The organism is Trichocoleus desertorum AS-A10 (assembly GCF_039962155.1).
Taxonomy (GTDB): domain Bacteria; phylum Cyanobacteriota; class Cyanobacteriia; order FACHB-46; family FACHB-46; genus Trichocoleus.
In genome coordinates this window covers 23,471-39,300 of the sequence record NZ_JAMPKN010000031.1, presented here as the reverse complement: position 1 = coordinate 39,300, position 15,830 = coordinate 23,471, and the positions used below count along the sequence as shown (strand labels likewise).

Annotated in this window: 14 protein-coding genes and 1 pseudogene; 1 reads left to right on the top strand and 14 read right to left on the bottom strand. The window is 44.0% G+C overall.

The annotated features are described in order from the left end of the window. Positions 1 to 981, top strand: a 981-nt coding sequence (locus tag NDA01_RS24485; protein ID WP_348230070.1) for a hypothetical protein, incomplete at its 5' end; no start/stop codon positions are given. 449 nt (positions 982 to 1,430) lie between these two features. On the opposite strand, the gene NDA01_RS24480 is transcribed toward NDA01_RS24485, so the two are convergent. From NDA01_RS24480 to NDA01_RS24415, 14 genes and pseudogenes are all read right to left on the bottom strand, one after another. Continuing rightward, positions 1,431 to 1,955: a GrpB family protein gene (locus NDA01_RS24480; RefSeq protein ID WP_348230069.1), complete on the bottom strand. Its 525-nt coding sequence runs from the start codon at positions 1,953 to 1,955 to the stop codon at positions 1,431 to 1,433. Between the two features lie 548 nt (positions 1,956 to 2,503). Continuing rightward, complete coding sequence (locus tag NDA01_RS24475; protein WP_348230068.1) at positions 2,504 to 3,841, bottom strand: hypothetical protein; 1,338 nt, start codon at positions 3,839 to 3,841, stop codon at positions 2,504 to 2,506. Between the two features lie 288 nt (positions 3,842 to 4,129). Next, positions 4,130 to 5,085: pseudogene (locus NDA01_RS24470) on the bottom strand (IS701 family transposase). A 206-nt stretch (positions 5,086 to 5,291) separates the two neighbouring features. Then, the gene (locus tag NDA01_RS24460; RefSeq protein ID WP_348230065.1) at positions 5,292 to 7,466 is read right to left on the bottom strand and encodes a putative bifunctional diguanylate cyclase/phosphodiesterase; all 2,175 of its coding nucleotides are present in this window, start codon (positions 7,464 to 7,466) and stop codon (positions 5,292 to 5,294) included. Beyond that, positions 7,459 to 8,610 carry a hypothetical protein gene (locus tag NDA01_RS24455; protein WP_348230064.1) on the bottom strand — a complete coding sequence of 384 codons (1,152 nt, stop codon included), beginning with the start codon at positions 8,608 to 8,610 and terminating at the stop codon, positions 7,459 to 7,461. The genes NDA01_RS24460 and NDA01_RS24455 overlap by 8 nt, the downstream gene beginning before the upstream one ends. Then, the gene (locus tag NDA01_RS24450) at positions 8,603 to 9,562 is read right to left on the bottom strand and encodes an AAA family ATPase (protein ID WP_348230063.1); all 960 of its coding nucleotides are present in this window, start codon (positions 9,560 to 9,562) and stop codon (positions 8,603 to 8,605) included. Before NDA01_RS24450 ends, NDA01_RS24455 begins: the two co-directional genes overlap by 8 nt. Beyond that, complete coding sequence (locus NDA01_RS24445) at positions 9,559 to 10,665, bottom strand: hypothetical protein (protein WP_348230062.1); 1,107 nt, start codon at positions 10,663 to 10,665, stop codon at positions 9,559 to 9,561. The genes NDA01_RS24450 and NDA01_RS24445 overlap by 4 nt, the downstream gene beginning before the upstream one ends. A gap of 46 nt (positions 10,666 to 10,711) precedes the next feature. Next, positions 10,712 to 11,803: a hypothetical protein gene (locus NDA01_RS24440; RefSeq protein ID WP_348230061.1), complete on the bottom strand. Its 1,092-nt coding sequence runs from the start codon at positions 11,801 to 11,803 to the stop codon at positions 10,712 to 10,714. A 15-nt stretch (positions 11,804 to 11,818) separates the two neighbouring features. Continuing rightward, a complete protein-coding gene (locus NDA01_RS24435) occupies positions 11,819 to 12,745 on the bottom strand; it encodes a trypsin-like peptidase domain-containing protein (RefSeq protein WP_348230060.1) in 927 nt (308 codons plus the stop codon). A 302-nt stretch (positions 12,746 to 13,047) separates the two neighbouring features. Then, a complete protein-coding gene (locus NDA01_RS31980) occupies positions 13,048 to 13,209 on the bottom strand; it encodes a hypothetical protein (RefSeq protein WP_431193510.1) in 162 nt (53 codons plus the stop codon). Between the two features lie 206 nt (positions 13,210 to 13,415). Next, entirely contained in the window at positions 13,416 to 13,550 is a 135-nt protein-coding gene (locus tag NDA01_RS31975) for a hypothetical protein (protein ID WP_431193509.1), read from the bottom strand. Positions 13,551 to 13,596: 46 nt separating this feature from the next. Then, positions 13,597 to 14,373 carry a hypothetical protein gene (locus tag NDA01_RS24425; RefSeq protein WP_348230059.1) on the bottom strand — a complete coding sequence of 259 codons (777 nt, stop codon included), beginning with the start codon at positions 14,371 to 14,373 and terminating at the stop codon, positions 13,597 to 13,599. A gap of 104 nt (positions 14,374 to 14,477) precedes the next feature. Continuing rightward, complete coding sequence (locus tag NDA01_RS24420; protein WP_348230058.1) at positions 14,478 to 15,275, bottom strand: P-loop NTPase family protein; 798 nt, start codon at positions 15,273 to 15,275, stop codon at positions 14,478 to 14,480. 21 nt (positions 15,276 to 15,296) lie between these two features. After that, positions 15,297 to 15,797, bottom strand: coding sequence for a hypothetical protein (locus NDA01_RS24415; RefSeq protein ID WP_348230057.1), 501 nt, complete (start codon positions 15,795 to 15,797; stop codon positions 15,297 to 15,299). Between the last annotated feature and the right edge of the window lie 33 nt (positions 15,798 to 15,830).

Genomic DNA, 15,830 nt, shown 5'->3' with positions numbered 1-15,830 from the left:
GACACTCAAATCGGGGAACGGCGGCGTCAGCAACGCACGAGCCTGCGTATCTGGAAAGATGACCAAGCCGCGATCGCCTCCATTCTCGAACACTTTGACGGCAAACTCCAACCCGATAAAATGTCCGCTTGGGTCGCTTGGTCTGTACAGCAATTATCTGCAAAAGCTGCATTGGCTGAAGAAGAAGCGACGGTTGATGAGGCAAGGGAAGCTGAACCTATCGAGGCGATCGCGACTACTGCAACGGAAGAGAGCGCTGATGAAACAGAAACGATACAGGCGATCGCTTCCACTTCTGAAATTGCTGACGGCGAACCAGAACCAATAGAGGAGAGCGAGGTTAGGAAACCAATCCAATCCATAGAACCCATAAACAATTCATCTCTAGAGCAACCCATAGCTAGCGGATTGGAATCTAAACTCGACAAGCTGCTGGATGTCATGGCTCAGTTTATCCAACTCCAATTGCACTCTCAACAAATGGTTAGCCAGGAAGATAGTGCTCAAAAGGCGATCGCTCTAGCACAGACAGCTAGAGTGGCAGCAGCAACGGAGATAGAGGCAATACCTCAACCCGCGATCGCTACAGCAGGGACAACGACAGTTCCAGCACCAGTAACAGAGTCAGACCCAACAACGCAACCTGCGATCGCTAACCAGGATATAGATACTGCCGAGAAGACAAACACTGAGGAAAGCAAACCTCGTAAATACAAAACTGGTGAGGCTGATGCGATCGTTCATCGAGCTATTGATGCCATCATGCAGCACAACAACCTCCCCAACCAGCTTCATGACCTCAAGTGGGCGATCACCATTAATGGATTGAAGAACTTCAGCACCAATCAAAGAGTGATTGAACGCATTATGCAGGAACGCAAGGACGAGATTGATGCTCATCATCAACTCCACCAACTTCTCCCAGGTCACAACCACCGTCACAAAAGAAAACGCAAAATTGGCGACGTGGTGAGGGTTTGATCTGACGGCAGTGCAATGGGGAAAGAGATGACGAGGTTTGAAATCTTTACTGGTTGCAGCGATCGCGGAACTGGAGATATCAACAAACTTCAAAAGAGGGTGTACTGAAGCTTCAAATAGCCACGGCTCTCAACCTCCTCTCTCGGGTGCCAACCATAGATCAATTAATGACGAGTCCTTCATCAGAGGCTACGATCGCTTCACCAAAATAGCGTAAGAACCGCGACACGAAGTTCAGAGCCAAACGTGTAGGTTACTGCGACTACCGGTAATGCACTTTTGTAAAAAACCGAGAAAGATAACTCGTAACTAACACCCGCATACTGTCAAGCCTCAAGAGGCTCCTGAATATTCTCCATCCTTTACGAAATAGAACTACCAAAAGTTAGTGGTTGCGGATAGCCTCAAACTAAGCACTGCGATCGCTCGTCATCCGTTGGACTGATGTGTTAGCTAGCTGGTAGTTGTCGAGCTTTTTGCATGACAGACTCTATATACTCAGCTTTGCTGGTTGTATAGGCTTCTCGATCATTCGAAAAACGTTGGGCAAGATGGTACTTCAATTGTGCATAACGTGCCGCTTCGTCTGAATGCTGGCAGAGGTAGTCCCGAAATAACAAACGCTCCCACAAAACGCTGTCTGGTTCAACCATATGGATATGATGAGTGCGTGAACTATGGGGTGGTAATCCTTTGACAAAGAACATCCGTTGAGGGTCGGGATTCTCAAACCAGCAACCATAGCCCAAGCACTCTAGCTGAGGAACTGCAACCTGTCTAGCTTCGGTAAGTGAGCGGACCCCTACCAACAAATCAATGATGGGTTTTGCCGCTAACCCTGGAACTGCTGTACTACCAAAATGCTCAATGCGAGTGATGAGACCTCCATCTAAAACAGCCTGAATCTGTGCAGATTCCTGTTCAAAAAGTAGCACCCAGTTTGGATCATACTCAGTGATGACAATCTCATCCATTGGTCTGCAACGTATCGATGTGGACTCGACTAACCTAACACTGAACGTTCCACAGACAACCTTAAAACATTGTCCTAACCCAGCAACGCAGCCAGCTAACTATGATCGGACTGAATCTTTTCAGATAAAACGCCTATGCGGATGATCGGGTAGATGCTTTCCGTAAACATCCCACATCAAGTAGATAAATGGAGTCTTTCCACAAGATGCGCTGACTCAGCGCGAAGGTTTGAACTCGCAGAAATCTAACAAGGGGCTAAGATTCCTCGGTTTAGATTTTCGGCTCCTGTAGGTCGGGGCAACGGCGATCGCGGAACTGGAGGTAGTAACAACCTGGAGAACAGGAGGGTGAAGGCGATCGCTCCAATGAAATCACCATCCTTAAACAGCCCCAGTTCTCAACCTCTCCTGAATGCCAACCTCAGATCAATAAACTACTCGTCCTACCATCAGAGCTGGCGATCACTTCACTAAAACAGCGTATGAGATCTTAAAATCCGACATCAATTATTCTCGTAAACCTATCACGGTGGAAAAAAGATGTGTCATTAATCAGCATTTATACACATTCGACTCAGGTATATAGGACAATTATCAGCAGAATTAACCGGATGTTTTATAAAATTGTTTCTTTCAAGAAAGTTAGAGAAATATTTAGAGTCTGTTTGAGTAAGAATAGGAACTTCTTGTTTCCCATAAAAGTGAATGTCTATTAAACAGCCTAAGTGATAAATTAAAACTTTAATCAAGCTTTGTACATCATTCAACGATTTATTGAACCCATACTTATCCTTTGAGAACCAATTTCTATACAAAGCCAGTGAAAAGATAATCAAACCATAGGTTTCATCTTCTTGAGAAGAAATATAATCCGAAGGAAAGCTATTATCCTCTATCTCACCATTAAGATATCTAGTCCAAACTTCTAAATTAACAGGTATGACATGAGTGAAGCCAAGCCATTCTAAAGACAACTTTGGATATCTGCTACAATTCTGGTCATTAGCGGATTTAAAGAGGAGCAATGTGTTTGGATTTTTTCTGGCATGTGAGCAATTTCTCTTACTTTTTTCCGAGATTGAACCGCCCCAAAGTTCACCTTTATTTTTTGAAAAGGCAATAGAATTAATGACACTAGCCTCATGAGCTAAATTTTCAGTACTAGCAAATATAGGAAAAAGATCTCCTAAGAATTTCGTGGTAGCGAATAAGCCGTTAAAAAAAACCAGTTTTCCCTTTTCAAGAGGATCAACTAAACCTTCACTTAAAGCATCAAGATCATAATTCCCGAAAATATCTAAGTAGTTTTCAACCTTAATACCTTCGGATCTCGAAGAATTATTGTAACTTTTACTTTCTAGTTGCTCCGCAAGACTTGGATGCTCAGGGACTATGATCTTTTTTTTTGCTAGTGACCTAGCCCATCTTCTGAACGTGGGAAAATGCGTTTGCAAAAAATTTTCTGTGTCAATTTCAGCTTCGTAGGATAAGCTGATAAACGGCGGCAGCAATGAGAGCGCCCCTTTAAGTTTTGCAGCCGCAGATGTTTCAGGTTTACTGACTTCAATATAGATTTTTTGCAATAAATCTAGGACTTCAGGTGAGTATTGCGAATTGCGTTGTAAAGGTTCAGCTCGCTCGACAATCTCTGCAATCACTACCTCTGCTTCTAAATCCGCAATCTCAGACGATCCTGCTCGTTCTGTCAAAATCTGCCAGTATTCTTCTTCAAAAGGCTTAATTTCAGCTTTCAAGTCACTAATCTGTTGCTTGATTCGCACCCGTTCCTCTGGTGCGATCGTAGTAAGAGCGTCTTCCTTACCAGCGAGTTGCTCCCGCAGTCGCGTCAGACTCTTCTCAACTTGACTGAGGCGATCACTCAACATCTACAATTTCCCCATCAAAGGTAACTGAGCTCCAATTTTAAGGTGTAATCTATCCACTCTGTAATCCTCGCAGAATTAACGAAAATCTTTAGATTGCTATTACAGACAAACCTGAGTATTACAGTTGTAGATAGTTGTTGGGCGAGAGAGCGAATCGCCTTTTGTAGTGGCAAAAGCGAGCAGTGGCTTGATGAGTTCTGCGCCAGATTGACCAGTGCAATACTTGCTCCAATGACCAAACGACTGGAAATAATAGTCTCCCAACCCATTTGAGTAATTCAGCAATGCTTAACAGGACAATAATCCTCGCGCCGCTTTGAATGCAGCCATACTGTTGGGGTTCTGTCCGTTGTCCGGCAAACTTTTTTTGGGCACTGGTATCGGTTCAACCTGATGCCGCAGTACAGTCAAGAAGGCTTGGGCTGCCATCACTAGAGTCATGTGCCGATGCCATCCCTTCCATGATCGCACTTCGTATTCACTCAAGCCTAACTTGTCCTTAGCAATGGCAAAACACTCTTCGATTCGCCATCGTTGTCCTGCAACGAACACCATGTCTTCGATTGTGGTATGAGCGGGTGCATACACTTGATAATAAGTGATTGAAAGCGGGTCATCTGGTTTTTCGATGTTTCGTCGTAAGAGTATCCATCGCTTCATTTGATGTTTATTACCACAATTGACTGCTATCCTCGCCCAGTCATAGATTCGTTCTCCCTTTGTGCCATCGCCACAACTAAGACGCTGCCACTGTTCATCAGGCAATGCTTGAGCTAGATCTTTAACACGATGCTCCTGATAACCAATAAACACACCATGAGTACTGGCAACGGTCAGCAGATACGATTGCTGATATTGCTCCTCCAACCACCACCAGAATTTGCCATCCTTGCCATAAACTTCATCGGCAACCACCCACTTGGGTTGTAACCCTGCCTCAAAGGCACGCTTCAGCATTTGCTGTGCTAATTGAGGTTTTGTGGCAAACTCAACGGTCTCGGGTACTCCCGCTTTGACTCGTTTGTCTGGATCATTGCACCAGGACTGAGGCAAATATAAACGGCGGTCAATCAAGCTGTGTCCATGCGGGTTCACATAAGCCAGAAATACACCAACCTGACAGTTTGGGTAACTTCGCCTGCCTCCCATTGAGCGCGTCCGAGCAAATGTTGAAATTGGTAGGGAGCTTTGTGCCCAACTTGCTCAGCCATCTGCCATCCATTTTTGCGTTCCACAGGGCTCATCAGGGCTTGTAAATAATCAAACGCACTTTGACGCGCTTCCGAACGAGTAAAGTGTTGACCGATGCGAGATTGGAAGGATTTGAGGACATTGCTCCATCCTGACAGAGCATCTAACGCTGAACCACTTAAAAATGGATGGTCAGAATCAAACATTGCTGTTCTCCGGCTATCTGGAAAACAGTTTATCGTTATCTACAACTGTAATACTAAGTGAACGCGTTTAACCAGTGAGGTACTGAGGTAATGAGAGCTTCTACTTCTTCATAGGTTAATGGCTGGGCGAAGAAGTGGCCCTGGCCATACTCTACGCCAAGAGCGGTGAGTTGCATCATTTGCTCCTCGGTTTCTACACCTTCTGCAACAATATTTATATCCAGGTTATGAGCCAACGTAGTGACTGTCCTGATGATTTCTGCACCGTCGTTATCAGTTTCCATACGACTAACAAAGGACTCGGGAAGTTTGAGTGTATCAAAGGGAAATCTGTGTAGATAGCTGAGGGAAGCGAACCCCTCTCCAAAATTGTCCAACAGGAGCTTAACTCCCAAGGATTTTAACTGCTCCAGAACTTCTACTGCTTTGATATCTTCCATGAACCCGTTTAGTTCTAGCTTGAGATCTCCACTTGCTAGAGTATTCTGCTTGAGAATTTGGCTGATCTGTTGAGTCAAATCTATTTGGCTGAACTGTTTTGAGGAAAAGTTCACGTTGATTGATAGATGCTGGCTTTCAGGGAAATGTTGCTGCCAAGATCGAAGCTGACGACACGCTTCAGATAGACTCCATTGTTCCAGAGGCACAATTAAACCTGTCTCTTCTGCAGTCGGAATGAACTCAGTGGGCAGGATTAATCCCTGTTCTGGATGCTGCCAGTACACAAGTGCCTCAAATCCTATAATCCTTCCAGTTTCTAGCGACACGATCGGCTGATAGCGCAACTGGAGCTCTTGGCTTGGGCTATCAGAATGAGTGCCCATTACCGCTCGTCGCAGGTTATTTTCAAACTGGAGGAATGCCAGAGCCTGATTGTGCGTTGCTATATCAAATATTTCATAGCGGCCACGACCCTGCGACTTAGCCTGATACATGGCCAAATCTACGTCTCGTAATAACTCTTCTGGGCGGTCGTGTCTGGCTTCGCTTAAAACAATACCGATACTGGCTGTTGTAAGGATTTCCTGTCCATTTATATTGAAGGGAGATGACCACCGCTCCAGAATTCGCTCTGCAAGATGAGTGGCATCGGTCAAGTCCTTAACATCTTCAAGGAGGATAGCAAACTCATTACCGTCGAGGCGAGCGATTGTGTCTTTGGTTGTGATGTAAGTTTCCAAATGGCGGGCGATCGCTATCAGAAGCTGATCTCCTATTGCGTTTCCCAAGCTGTCGTTAACTACCTCAAAGCGATCGAGGTCAAGAAGCAATACAGCGAATCGATAGTCATCACCACTTTTAGTGCGTTCGATCGCCCGACGCAAGCGATTTATCAACAAGGTACGGTTGGGCAGCCGCGTTAGCTCATCGTGCAGAGCATCGTGGAGCAACTCTTCCTGAGCCTGCTCACTCTCTATAGGGTCAGTTTGTGAGAGGATAGATTTAGGAGCATTTACGGTATTAGGCTCTTGTAAAGTTTCCAACAAACGCAAGAGGGGCGGTGAAATAAGATTTATTTCACCGCTATTTTGTAAATTCTTACTGTTTAATTTTTTCTTTAGTTTTTTCTCATCTTCATAAAGAAGTTGAGCAAGCAAATTTGTATTACTAACTAAATACTGATAATCTTCCCATCGGCTGCTACGTGATAGAGGCTCTGCTATTAATTCTAAAGTATTAGCAGCTAAGGTTTGATTGGTTATTCCAGCTAAACTTTCATCGGCTAAACTTGAGTCTAAAAAGTCTTTAAATTCAGCAACTAACTGGTCAGGATTAAGGTATGCTTGGGCTATCCAGTGTTGAGTGCGTAGTATATTTGATGCCCTATCCAATCCAGTTTTATGAGCTAAATAGGACTGTAAAAAACTAGCGAGCTCAAAAGGCCGTACCCAATCAAATTGATCTTCTAACTCTATTAATAAAACTTCTCGAATTGCAGGTTCTACTTCGAATAAACCATCGCCTACAGGGCAACATAACGAAGAAAGTAGAAAATCAGTTTCGGCAATCCATAGGACTTCATCCTCTTCAAAGAAATTGATACGAATTAAATTAAGAAGTGTAGGGCTGAGTATGAGCGGAAGAGCAGCATGACAGGCTAACTTTAAGTGTCCAGAGCCAAACCGCCTTTCGAATGCCAATACTTCCCTCACAGCTAGGTCAGGGGATAACCACTGAGATCTGACTGGACTAGGAGCACTAATAATCGCTTCTAGCACCTTAGTCATAAAGGCAAACTTCTGGTGGGAAAGGGTGTCCTCGCAAAATATTTACAGCATCATTTAATCCGTCCCTATCTAAATAAAACATTGGTAACAGCTTGGCAACACCTTCGGCAGTGCTATTTTTCCATCGCTGATAGGGAATAGGATTAAGCCATGAATAGAGATAAGTATAAGAGCCTAGAATTTTAATAAATTCTTTGGTTGCTGCTAATCGCTTGCTGTTGTAGTAACCTCTTGCCGCTCCTGCATCACTAATAATCAAGACACCGTTGTCTTTACCTTGGCTATCTAAAGCCGTCTCTAAGGGTAAGGGATTGGTCAAGCCAGGGTATTGGTATAGGAAATTACCGGGATAATTATGAAAGTAATAAAAACTAAGTTTCCTCAAAAGCCCACCCCGACTAATGCTTTCAATCGTGGCATTCATCCAAGGCTCCAACGGTGCCATCGATCCTGTCCGATCTACTAAAACAACTAACCCAGCTTGATTACATCGTCTTGGCTGCAAAACAGGTTCAATAAATGTACCCGTACGACAAATGAATTTAATGGTTTCCTCAACATCCAAATCTTCTAGAGCCCCACTTCTTTGAGGTCGCTTTAGATGTCGCCAAATTCCAGCCATCTCTCTTTGGCTAAAAGGCAATTTAGGCGTTAGATTGTAACGCTTTTCATGTATTTTATGCGTTTCATGATCAGTAATTGCAACTTTCTCTCGCTTTGGATATACCGGGGCAGATAGTGATGTTTCGACAGCTTGATCACTTGATTCCGGCAAGTGATTCTTCAGTTGCTCTTCAAGCTCATCCATACTCGGTATAGAATTAGCAGGAGGTGTGTAGGAAGATAAGCCTTCCGATTGCTTAATTGTTTTACCGGAGGAACCACTGGGACTTGGTGAACTCTTAATCAGGCCTTTGAGGCGTGGCTCTACTAACTCAGTAAATTCTATACTAAATAACTCTTGGTCCTCTTTCGATTTAGTCCATAACAAACAACATAGATTTTTCAAGCTATTCTGACTATCTAATCCTAAACCAGCATGGATAGCCTCTACTACTGCTAGATAATCTGGCACTCCTAAAGGGACGCCCTTTCTACGTAAGACATCAAAGACTGGAAAAAGTAGTGTGTCGATATCAGACATCTTGTACCCTCAATCTAGCAAGCGTATCTCGATCACTCTGCGTCTTAATTAAAGTTTCAAGATGTGGTAATTCAGCAATAGATATTTTTTTAAGTTTTCCAGCACTTATTTTCTTTTCTTTTTCAGCTCTTTCTAAAACCATAAGCCAGTCTAAAAATTCACTGGTGCCTGGATCTTTACGCCAACTTCTCAAGCTCTTTAATTCCCAGAATTTTACAATAGCCACCTCAAATAACGGAGTTATTCCTGTTCGAAAATGTTGATTAACAATATCCAACAAGATTTTTTGATCCGGAAACTTAACATAACAAAACAAACAGCGCCTTAAGAAAGGTTTAGGAAGTTCTTTTTCTCGATTACTAGTGACAATGATTAAGGGTAATGAATCTCTTCTCTCTTTGCGACTTTTTCCTTTCAATGCATCAAAGCTTTTACCAGGAACTTCTTTAACGTTAAATTGAAGTCGATCAAGTTCAAGAAGTAGATCGTTGGGGAAATCAATATCTGCCTTGTCAATCTCATCAATTAAAACAACCGAAGGAACATCATTTTGTGAATCTTTGATCGCTTCACCTAATGCCTGCAACGTTAAGTATTTCTCGCGAGATGGAATCTGATTTTTGTTGTTGTCTACCTTGCTCTCTTGAACGTCGTATAACCTACCCAATGCATCATAGTCATACAGTAGATCTTGCGCTCGGCTAGTTGAGCGGATATAGCACTCATAGAGCGGAAAACCTAGCTCGTAGGCAATGGAATAAGCTAATCTAGTTTTCCCACAACCCGGTTCACCTTCCAGTAACAGAGGACGACGCAAGTAGAGCGCAACATTCACTGCATCAATTAGAACTGGGGAAGCCTTGTATGGTTCCGGTTCATTCCAAGCCTTTGGGAGAGGCTCGTACCGACACACTCCATCTCCTCTATATTCTCGCTCAGCAAGATCACTCATAAAGCGTACAGCCTCCCTGAAATCTCATGAATCATTTGATCCATCTCCCTATAAGTAGCAACTAAATGCCCATCATGCATTTTTAACCGAGTAAGATAATCTTCGATCTGCTTTTCTTCAATTCCTTTCTCTTTGAAATGACCATAGAACCAAGCTTCCAACTCAGATAAGACAAATTTTTCTGGTGCTTTTAGCTTAGGGAAGCCTCGCAGGGATTTGTGCTTAGCGTTTACCCAAATGAGAATGAAACAACGCCTCTGTCTTATAAGAATTGATGATAAGCTATCACTTATCTCGTTCCAAAAAGCTTCTGCTATTGGCTGAATTTGTTTTAAAGGAATATCATGATTCCATATAATTGCCAAAACATTAGTATTTGCTTGGCAATCAAATAAATCACTTAAAACTTCAATTTTATACTTATTAATAAATTTTTGCTCTATCTCTTTGGAGCTCAAAATACTATTCTTATAAATTTGGATATCGTAATAGTCAGTTTGTTTTTTGGTTAAAAAACATATTTCTTGTTTAACTCGTTTTATAATATACTGTTCGAGTAAAATGGCATTTCCTCCGACAGAAAATGCAAAGGCTCCTTGATAATTAACTTTTTTATTAAGCTGAACAACGATATCTTTAAGGTCAAAATCTGTAATAATTCCGCTGTCAAGTTTGATATTGTCTTGGGAAGTGTGAGAAGCCGAATAGAGTGCCCTATTCCTATTAAGTGAAGTCCTGATCTGATCTCGATCTTCAATGAGTTTGCTGTTTTTTTGAATTTCCCATTTCTGAATAACTCTTGTGATAAAGTCTTCTTCAAAATCGGCAAACCCAAATATGAAATTCATAGATAGGATGTGCTTAAGGAATATTATTAATGCTAATTCCTCTATATCACCATCCTTGACTTTATTCTTTGATAAAAAACGATATAGATCAGGAATGAAAAACTTTTGATCCTTCTTCAAATCTATTGACGAGCATTCAATATTGCAGTTCTCTAGCAACGCAAGGCGTGTGGAAGATTCAGCTACTTGTAAATATTCATTCCTGAGTAAAATTGATAGCAATTTATTAGTTTCATTCAGCGTTAGAAATTGCATGAATTAAGTTGATTCTTAGGCGTAAATTGGTGTAGTGGATAAAAGGCTATCCTTTAAAGATTCTCTCAAGAGTAGAAAGCTCTGCCTCTACTACCGAATTAACCTCTGGCATTGGTTGCTGCATAATGGTGTGAAGAGATGGTCTTTGCCCGCTAGTAGCTTGAAGTCCAAAATCTGCCAAAGTTTTTCTAATTTTTAAGATCATTGGACGACGATCGCTTTTTGCTATATCGGGACTACGGAAAATGGTAGTTTCGATAGCAGGTAATAATATTGCTTTGACCTCCTCATACTTCCCTTCTGCAACAGCATCTTGAGCTAAATAAACTAACTCCTTAATACTGGTTAGCGACTCCCAGTCTTGAGCAGATCGCTTTTCAATGCGGAACAGCATATAACTGTAGCCTTCCAAAGGTTTATGGTCACGTAGAAATGCTTTAGTTGTGCCAGGATAGCCAACTTGCAAGCTATCATCTACCACGCATAAAGCGTCATTGTTAAACTTGTGCTCCTCTGCGAGAATCACAGCAAAATAGCCTTCTCTAAGAAAATTGCTTCCCTTGCTCTCAGCGTCGGAAAAGGTTTGCTGATAGACTAACTCCAAGTGGCGATCGCCAATATCTAACAATTCCTCAATACCCAGATAAACTGGCTCTGCCATCTTGACTACTGATGACAGTTCAGGAATGGGTAATAATTCTGAAAAGCGACTCATCACCTTAATGAATCGATTGATAGGATCACTAGCAGCGACGCTAAATAGACCTGCTTGTATCTCAACCAGTCCCTGATTAAACGGAAACAGAGGAGTCAAAGGATAGTTGTATTGGATGACCTGACCTAGTTCTTTAGTTCCTAAGCTTTTCAGGTGTCCAGGCTCAGCTATATAGGGGATCGTGACAGTTTGGTTGCCATGATGGAAACGAACAGCAGAGTGGGCTATTGGATAACGATGCTTAAACCACTGAATGTCTTTGGCTAGCTGAACTTCTACCAGCCAAATGCGGCAGTATGTTTCCCCTACCTTGATTGGCGTAGGATCACAGGCTCGATCAACTCTGTATTCTGGCAAAAATAAGGTCTTATACTTCATCGCTTCACGACTGAAGTTTTCCGAAATCATCTGCCAAACTCCCACGAGTAAACTCCTTGCTCAACGTGAATCCAAGTTAGATTGAATTTGATCCCAAATAGCTCGGACAGGTATGCCTTCCATTGTACCTCTAGGCATAGAGCGACCAATTCCCGGATGACCCCGATGAATAGCAACGAATTGCCAAGCAGTATTAAAAATTGGTGCGCCTGAAGAGCCTTCATCCGTATTGAGATTGTGGTTAATGTATTCATCGCCAACCTGAACGATTTGCCCTAAACCCGAAATAATCACAGGGTTGCCCAAAGGATGATGGATTAAGCGAATCGATTGTCCACTGTTGAGCTCTGTACTATTAGGTGTAATCGGATTGATACCAGACTTGCCTTTGATCCGAATAAGGGCATAGTCAGGCTGATTGGAGCTACGAACAAAATCTAAATTTAGTTCAAAGGGTTCTTCTAATCCATAACTGCCTATTGTGTAGCCAAAGCGAATCCATGCCTGCCGAACACGGGTTTTGCTGAAAATATGGTTGCAAGTGAGCAGCAAATCTTTAGCTACTAAGCTTCCTGTGCCAATCCCTGTTCCAATTGGTGACTCAATTCTACCAACAGCCTTACGAGCTCTTGAGGCATTAAAGTTGTTATGTCCCTGTTCAAATAGTTGGTTGAAAAAGATGAGATCTTGCGCAGATAGCTCATAGCTGTCAGCAAAATCCGTCAGGTAAGTTAGCAGATTAATCATGGGATGATAATCGGGGCGATCGCCCGATACTTGGAACCGTTTGAACCCTGCCACAATATTCTGAACCAACATATTCGGCTGAGCATTCAGGTTCAGGTTGGCGATAAAGGCTGAGTGAATTTCAGCATTCAACAGAAGAGCATGGCGATCGCTAGCTGAATTAACCCTCACAAAAATGGGTATCAATGCCTTGGTCAGGTGAACAGTGGCTTCTCTTTCCAAGAAAACTTCTGAGTTCATAGTTGTTTCGGTAGTGCATTAGATTAATGTGGGATAGGTATGGGATAGGTCAAAATGTCGTGTCAATTCCATGATCGCATCGTTAATACTGCTCGTTGAGCAGCAGTATTAACGATGCGGCTATGCTGCCCAAATCCAGTTGAAGTAACGGCACTAGTTTTTAAAGGGGTGAGGCAATGAAACCCACGACTGGTTAGGATCTCATCCATCGAAAGGGGACGACCACAGTATCCCATTGGTGTTGCTGGAGTCCTATTTTTTCCCAGTCCCCAGTGTGGTCGCACCCAATTATGCACCAATTGCTAAACGTTTAGCACTCGTTGCAACCCCTCGACTCGTTTGGCATACATATTCTGCTGTCTGCGATCAGCACTCGCACGTCTTCTTAAGGCACTATTTTGGGCTTCATTGTGATTGGCATGAACTTCATGCACAGGGCCGAATGCGGTAAAGGGATGCTCCACCTAGACGCACTCCACTCGCTTACGTCCTTGAGAGCTTTTAATCTTCATGGCCACCTCTAAAGCTTGCCGCTAGACTTTGCCCATCTCAAAGCTGAGTGAACTTCCCCCGCTTTGAGATAGGCATTGGCAAGCTGCCATAAAGCTATGCCTTAGCGTCGTTCTCCATCAGTAAACCACCGGATAAGCTCAGCAGGTTTCGCCCACTGTCAGGCCTTCTGGATTCCTTGCTCAAATAAGGCAGTGTTTTTTTGTCCAGCTTGAGCATTGACCCAATAGCGGCTTGCCCGTTCAATGAAGTGAAGCGTCCAACCTGGCGATCGCCCATCATCACCTAAAACCAAGAATTAGGGAAAGTAAGGGTAGCGGTGAAAAGGTTGCCTTGTTTATCTACTGTTGCGGTGGGTTTTCTATCCAGAGGGTACATTTTGCGTTGCGGTCTTCGTTGCAACGAAGCAACCGTTCCTTATTATCCGCTCGGTTAATCAATTGTTGACTGATGGTGTACCAGTCCTGGTCGCCAAACTCTTGGGCAGCGATCGCCCGTCCTTGCTGAGTCCCGAGCCAGTAAGCTGACCCTGCCACTACTACCAGAGCGATCGCTGTGGCAGCACTAGCCCAAACCAAACCCTGCCAGAAGACATCGCTCAGATAGAGATTGCGAGTGCGGACAAGCTCCTGGTTCCAGTCCCGTGAAGCGGTGGCGTTGATCTGATTAATCTCTTGACGGTACGCCTCCACCTTCTTTTTAAGGACTGCATCCGCTGACTGAATGGCCTGGTCGAAAGCAGCATTAAAGGTAGACCTGAACTCAGGCAGTAAGGCTTTGGTGTCTTCCCCCCACTGCAACCGAATGCCTTCGATTTGAGCCACTGAGTGATTCAGATTGGATTGAATGGTGCCATAGACTGTGGCAGCTTTACGAAACGATTCATCCGCTGCTGATTTCATTGCTGCCGGAATCTCTCGGAGAATCTGGACGTAGTATTGCAACGCCACTAAGAAGGGGTGCATCGGGTCATTGGTTGGGATGCCCAACTCTGCCATCAATCGCAGAATAAACTCGCGATCGCCTTTGTCCAGTTGGTTGAGCAGTTTGTCGAGAACCGTATTTCCGGTGAGGATTGGCTTGCGGTTGCCGCTACTATCAGGAGTGCTGCTAGCCATCGTGGATACCCAATTGAGTTAGTACTTGTCAGATTGAGCTGCCTTGCTTCCAAGATAGAAAGGTAAGTTGATCGCACCCTGAATCCATGTTGCTCAGCCTTCTTCTAGGCCAACCCTAAAAACTGCGCAGCTTTGAGAAATTCTGCTTCGGCTTCATCTAAGAAAACTTTAACTCGACGGCGATCGGCTATCGGCAACCCACTCTCAGGTTGCAAAGCGTTACTGAAGGTCAGATTTTTATCATCTAGTACGTCGTAAGTGCTGTCATACAGGTCCGGGAAGTTGAGAATCACCCCACCTGTTTGCAGCACCAGCTCTTTCGTTTTGCTGTGGTCAAAGCGGCTGAACTTTTCTGGCTCTCCAAAAAAGCAGTTCTTCAGCACTACATGGTCCGCGCGATCGCCACAGTACTCCATCAGGGTTCTTAACGAGTTGATGCTATCTTTGACCCGACTGAGTACACTGACCATTGTCAGTTGATACCCGATTTCATCCAGGAAGTCGAAGAGCTTGATCTCTCGTTCAAAGCGTTCAAACAGTTCTCCTCCACCCGCAGGAAAATCAATCAGCACAATTTGGGTCGTGGGAGATTCCAGACTGTTGAGGAGTTCATCGGCTCCCCCTCTAACACTGAGATCAATCCGGCTCACGCCTGCACCTGAATCAAAGGCTGACGAAAACGCTTGATTGTAATGGCGATGCAGTTGCGCGTTGCGGCGATCGCAATCAAAGGCCCGAGTCGGAATCTCTCGTCGAATGAGGATGTCACCCAGAGCGCGAGCAACTGTGCTTTTGCCGTTACCGCCCTTGTCGGAGGTGATGCCAATCATTCTTTTGGGATGGAGTTGCTTGGCTCGGGGTTCAGCAACTTGAGGTTGAAGTTTTGTGGTTTTACTGGCCATTGCTCCACTTTTTATCTCTGTTTAGAGGTCGTCATCAGCACGCATTTCTTGAAAACCATGCTCGTTAGTATTCGTTAATAGCGGTTGCAGCTCACGCTCCGGATGAGGTCGTGGTTGCTCTTGAAGTGGTAGCCCTGATTTTTGCGATCGCTGGGACGATACAGCAGGAAGCGAGTTAGTCTTTTTGACCTTAGTAGGCTTGGAATCCAAGGCAGGGATTGTGGGTAGGTCGTGTTGGGGGTTAAAGGCTCGGCTCTCTTGTAAATACCGCTTCAAAGTATTTAAGGTCAGGTCAACGCCTTCCGCCTTAAACACGTTGACGATATCTTCTAAGGTGTAGCCTGACTCCTGTGCTGCCTCGATCTTGGGCCTGAGCCGAAATACTAACTCTTTCACCTGCAAGCCCTTGGGGTTTTGCGCCAGGTGCTCCAGTTTTGAACTCAACTGGTTCGCCGTGCTCTCGGGATAAATCTTCGGCGGCTTGCCCATGATGACCTCACTGAGTCTTGCCCAAATCGCCATGACTCCGATGGAATGCTTCTACTACTCTTCTAA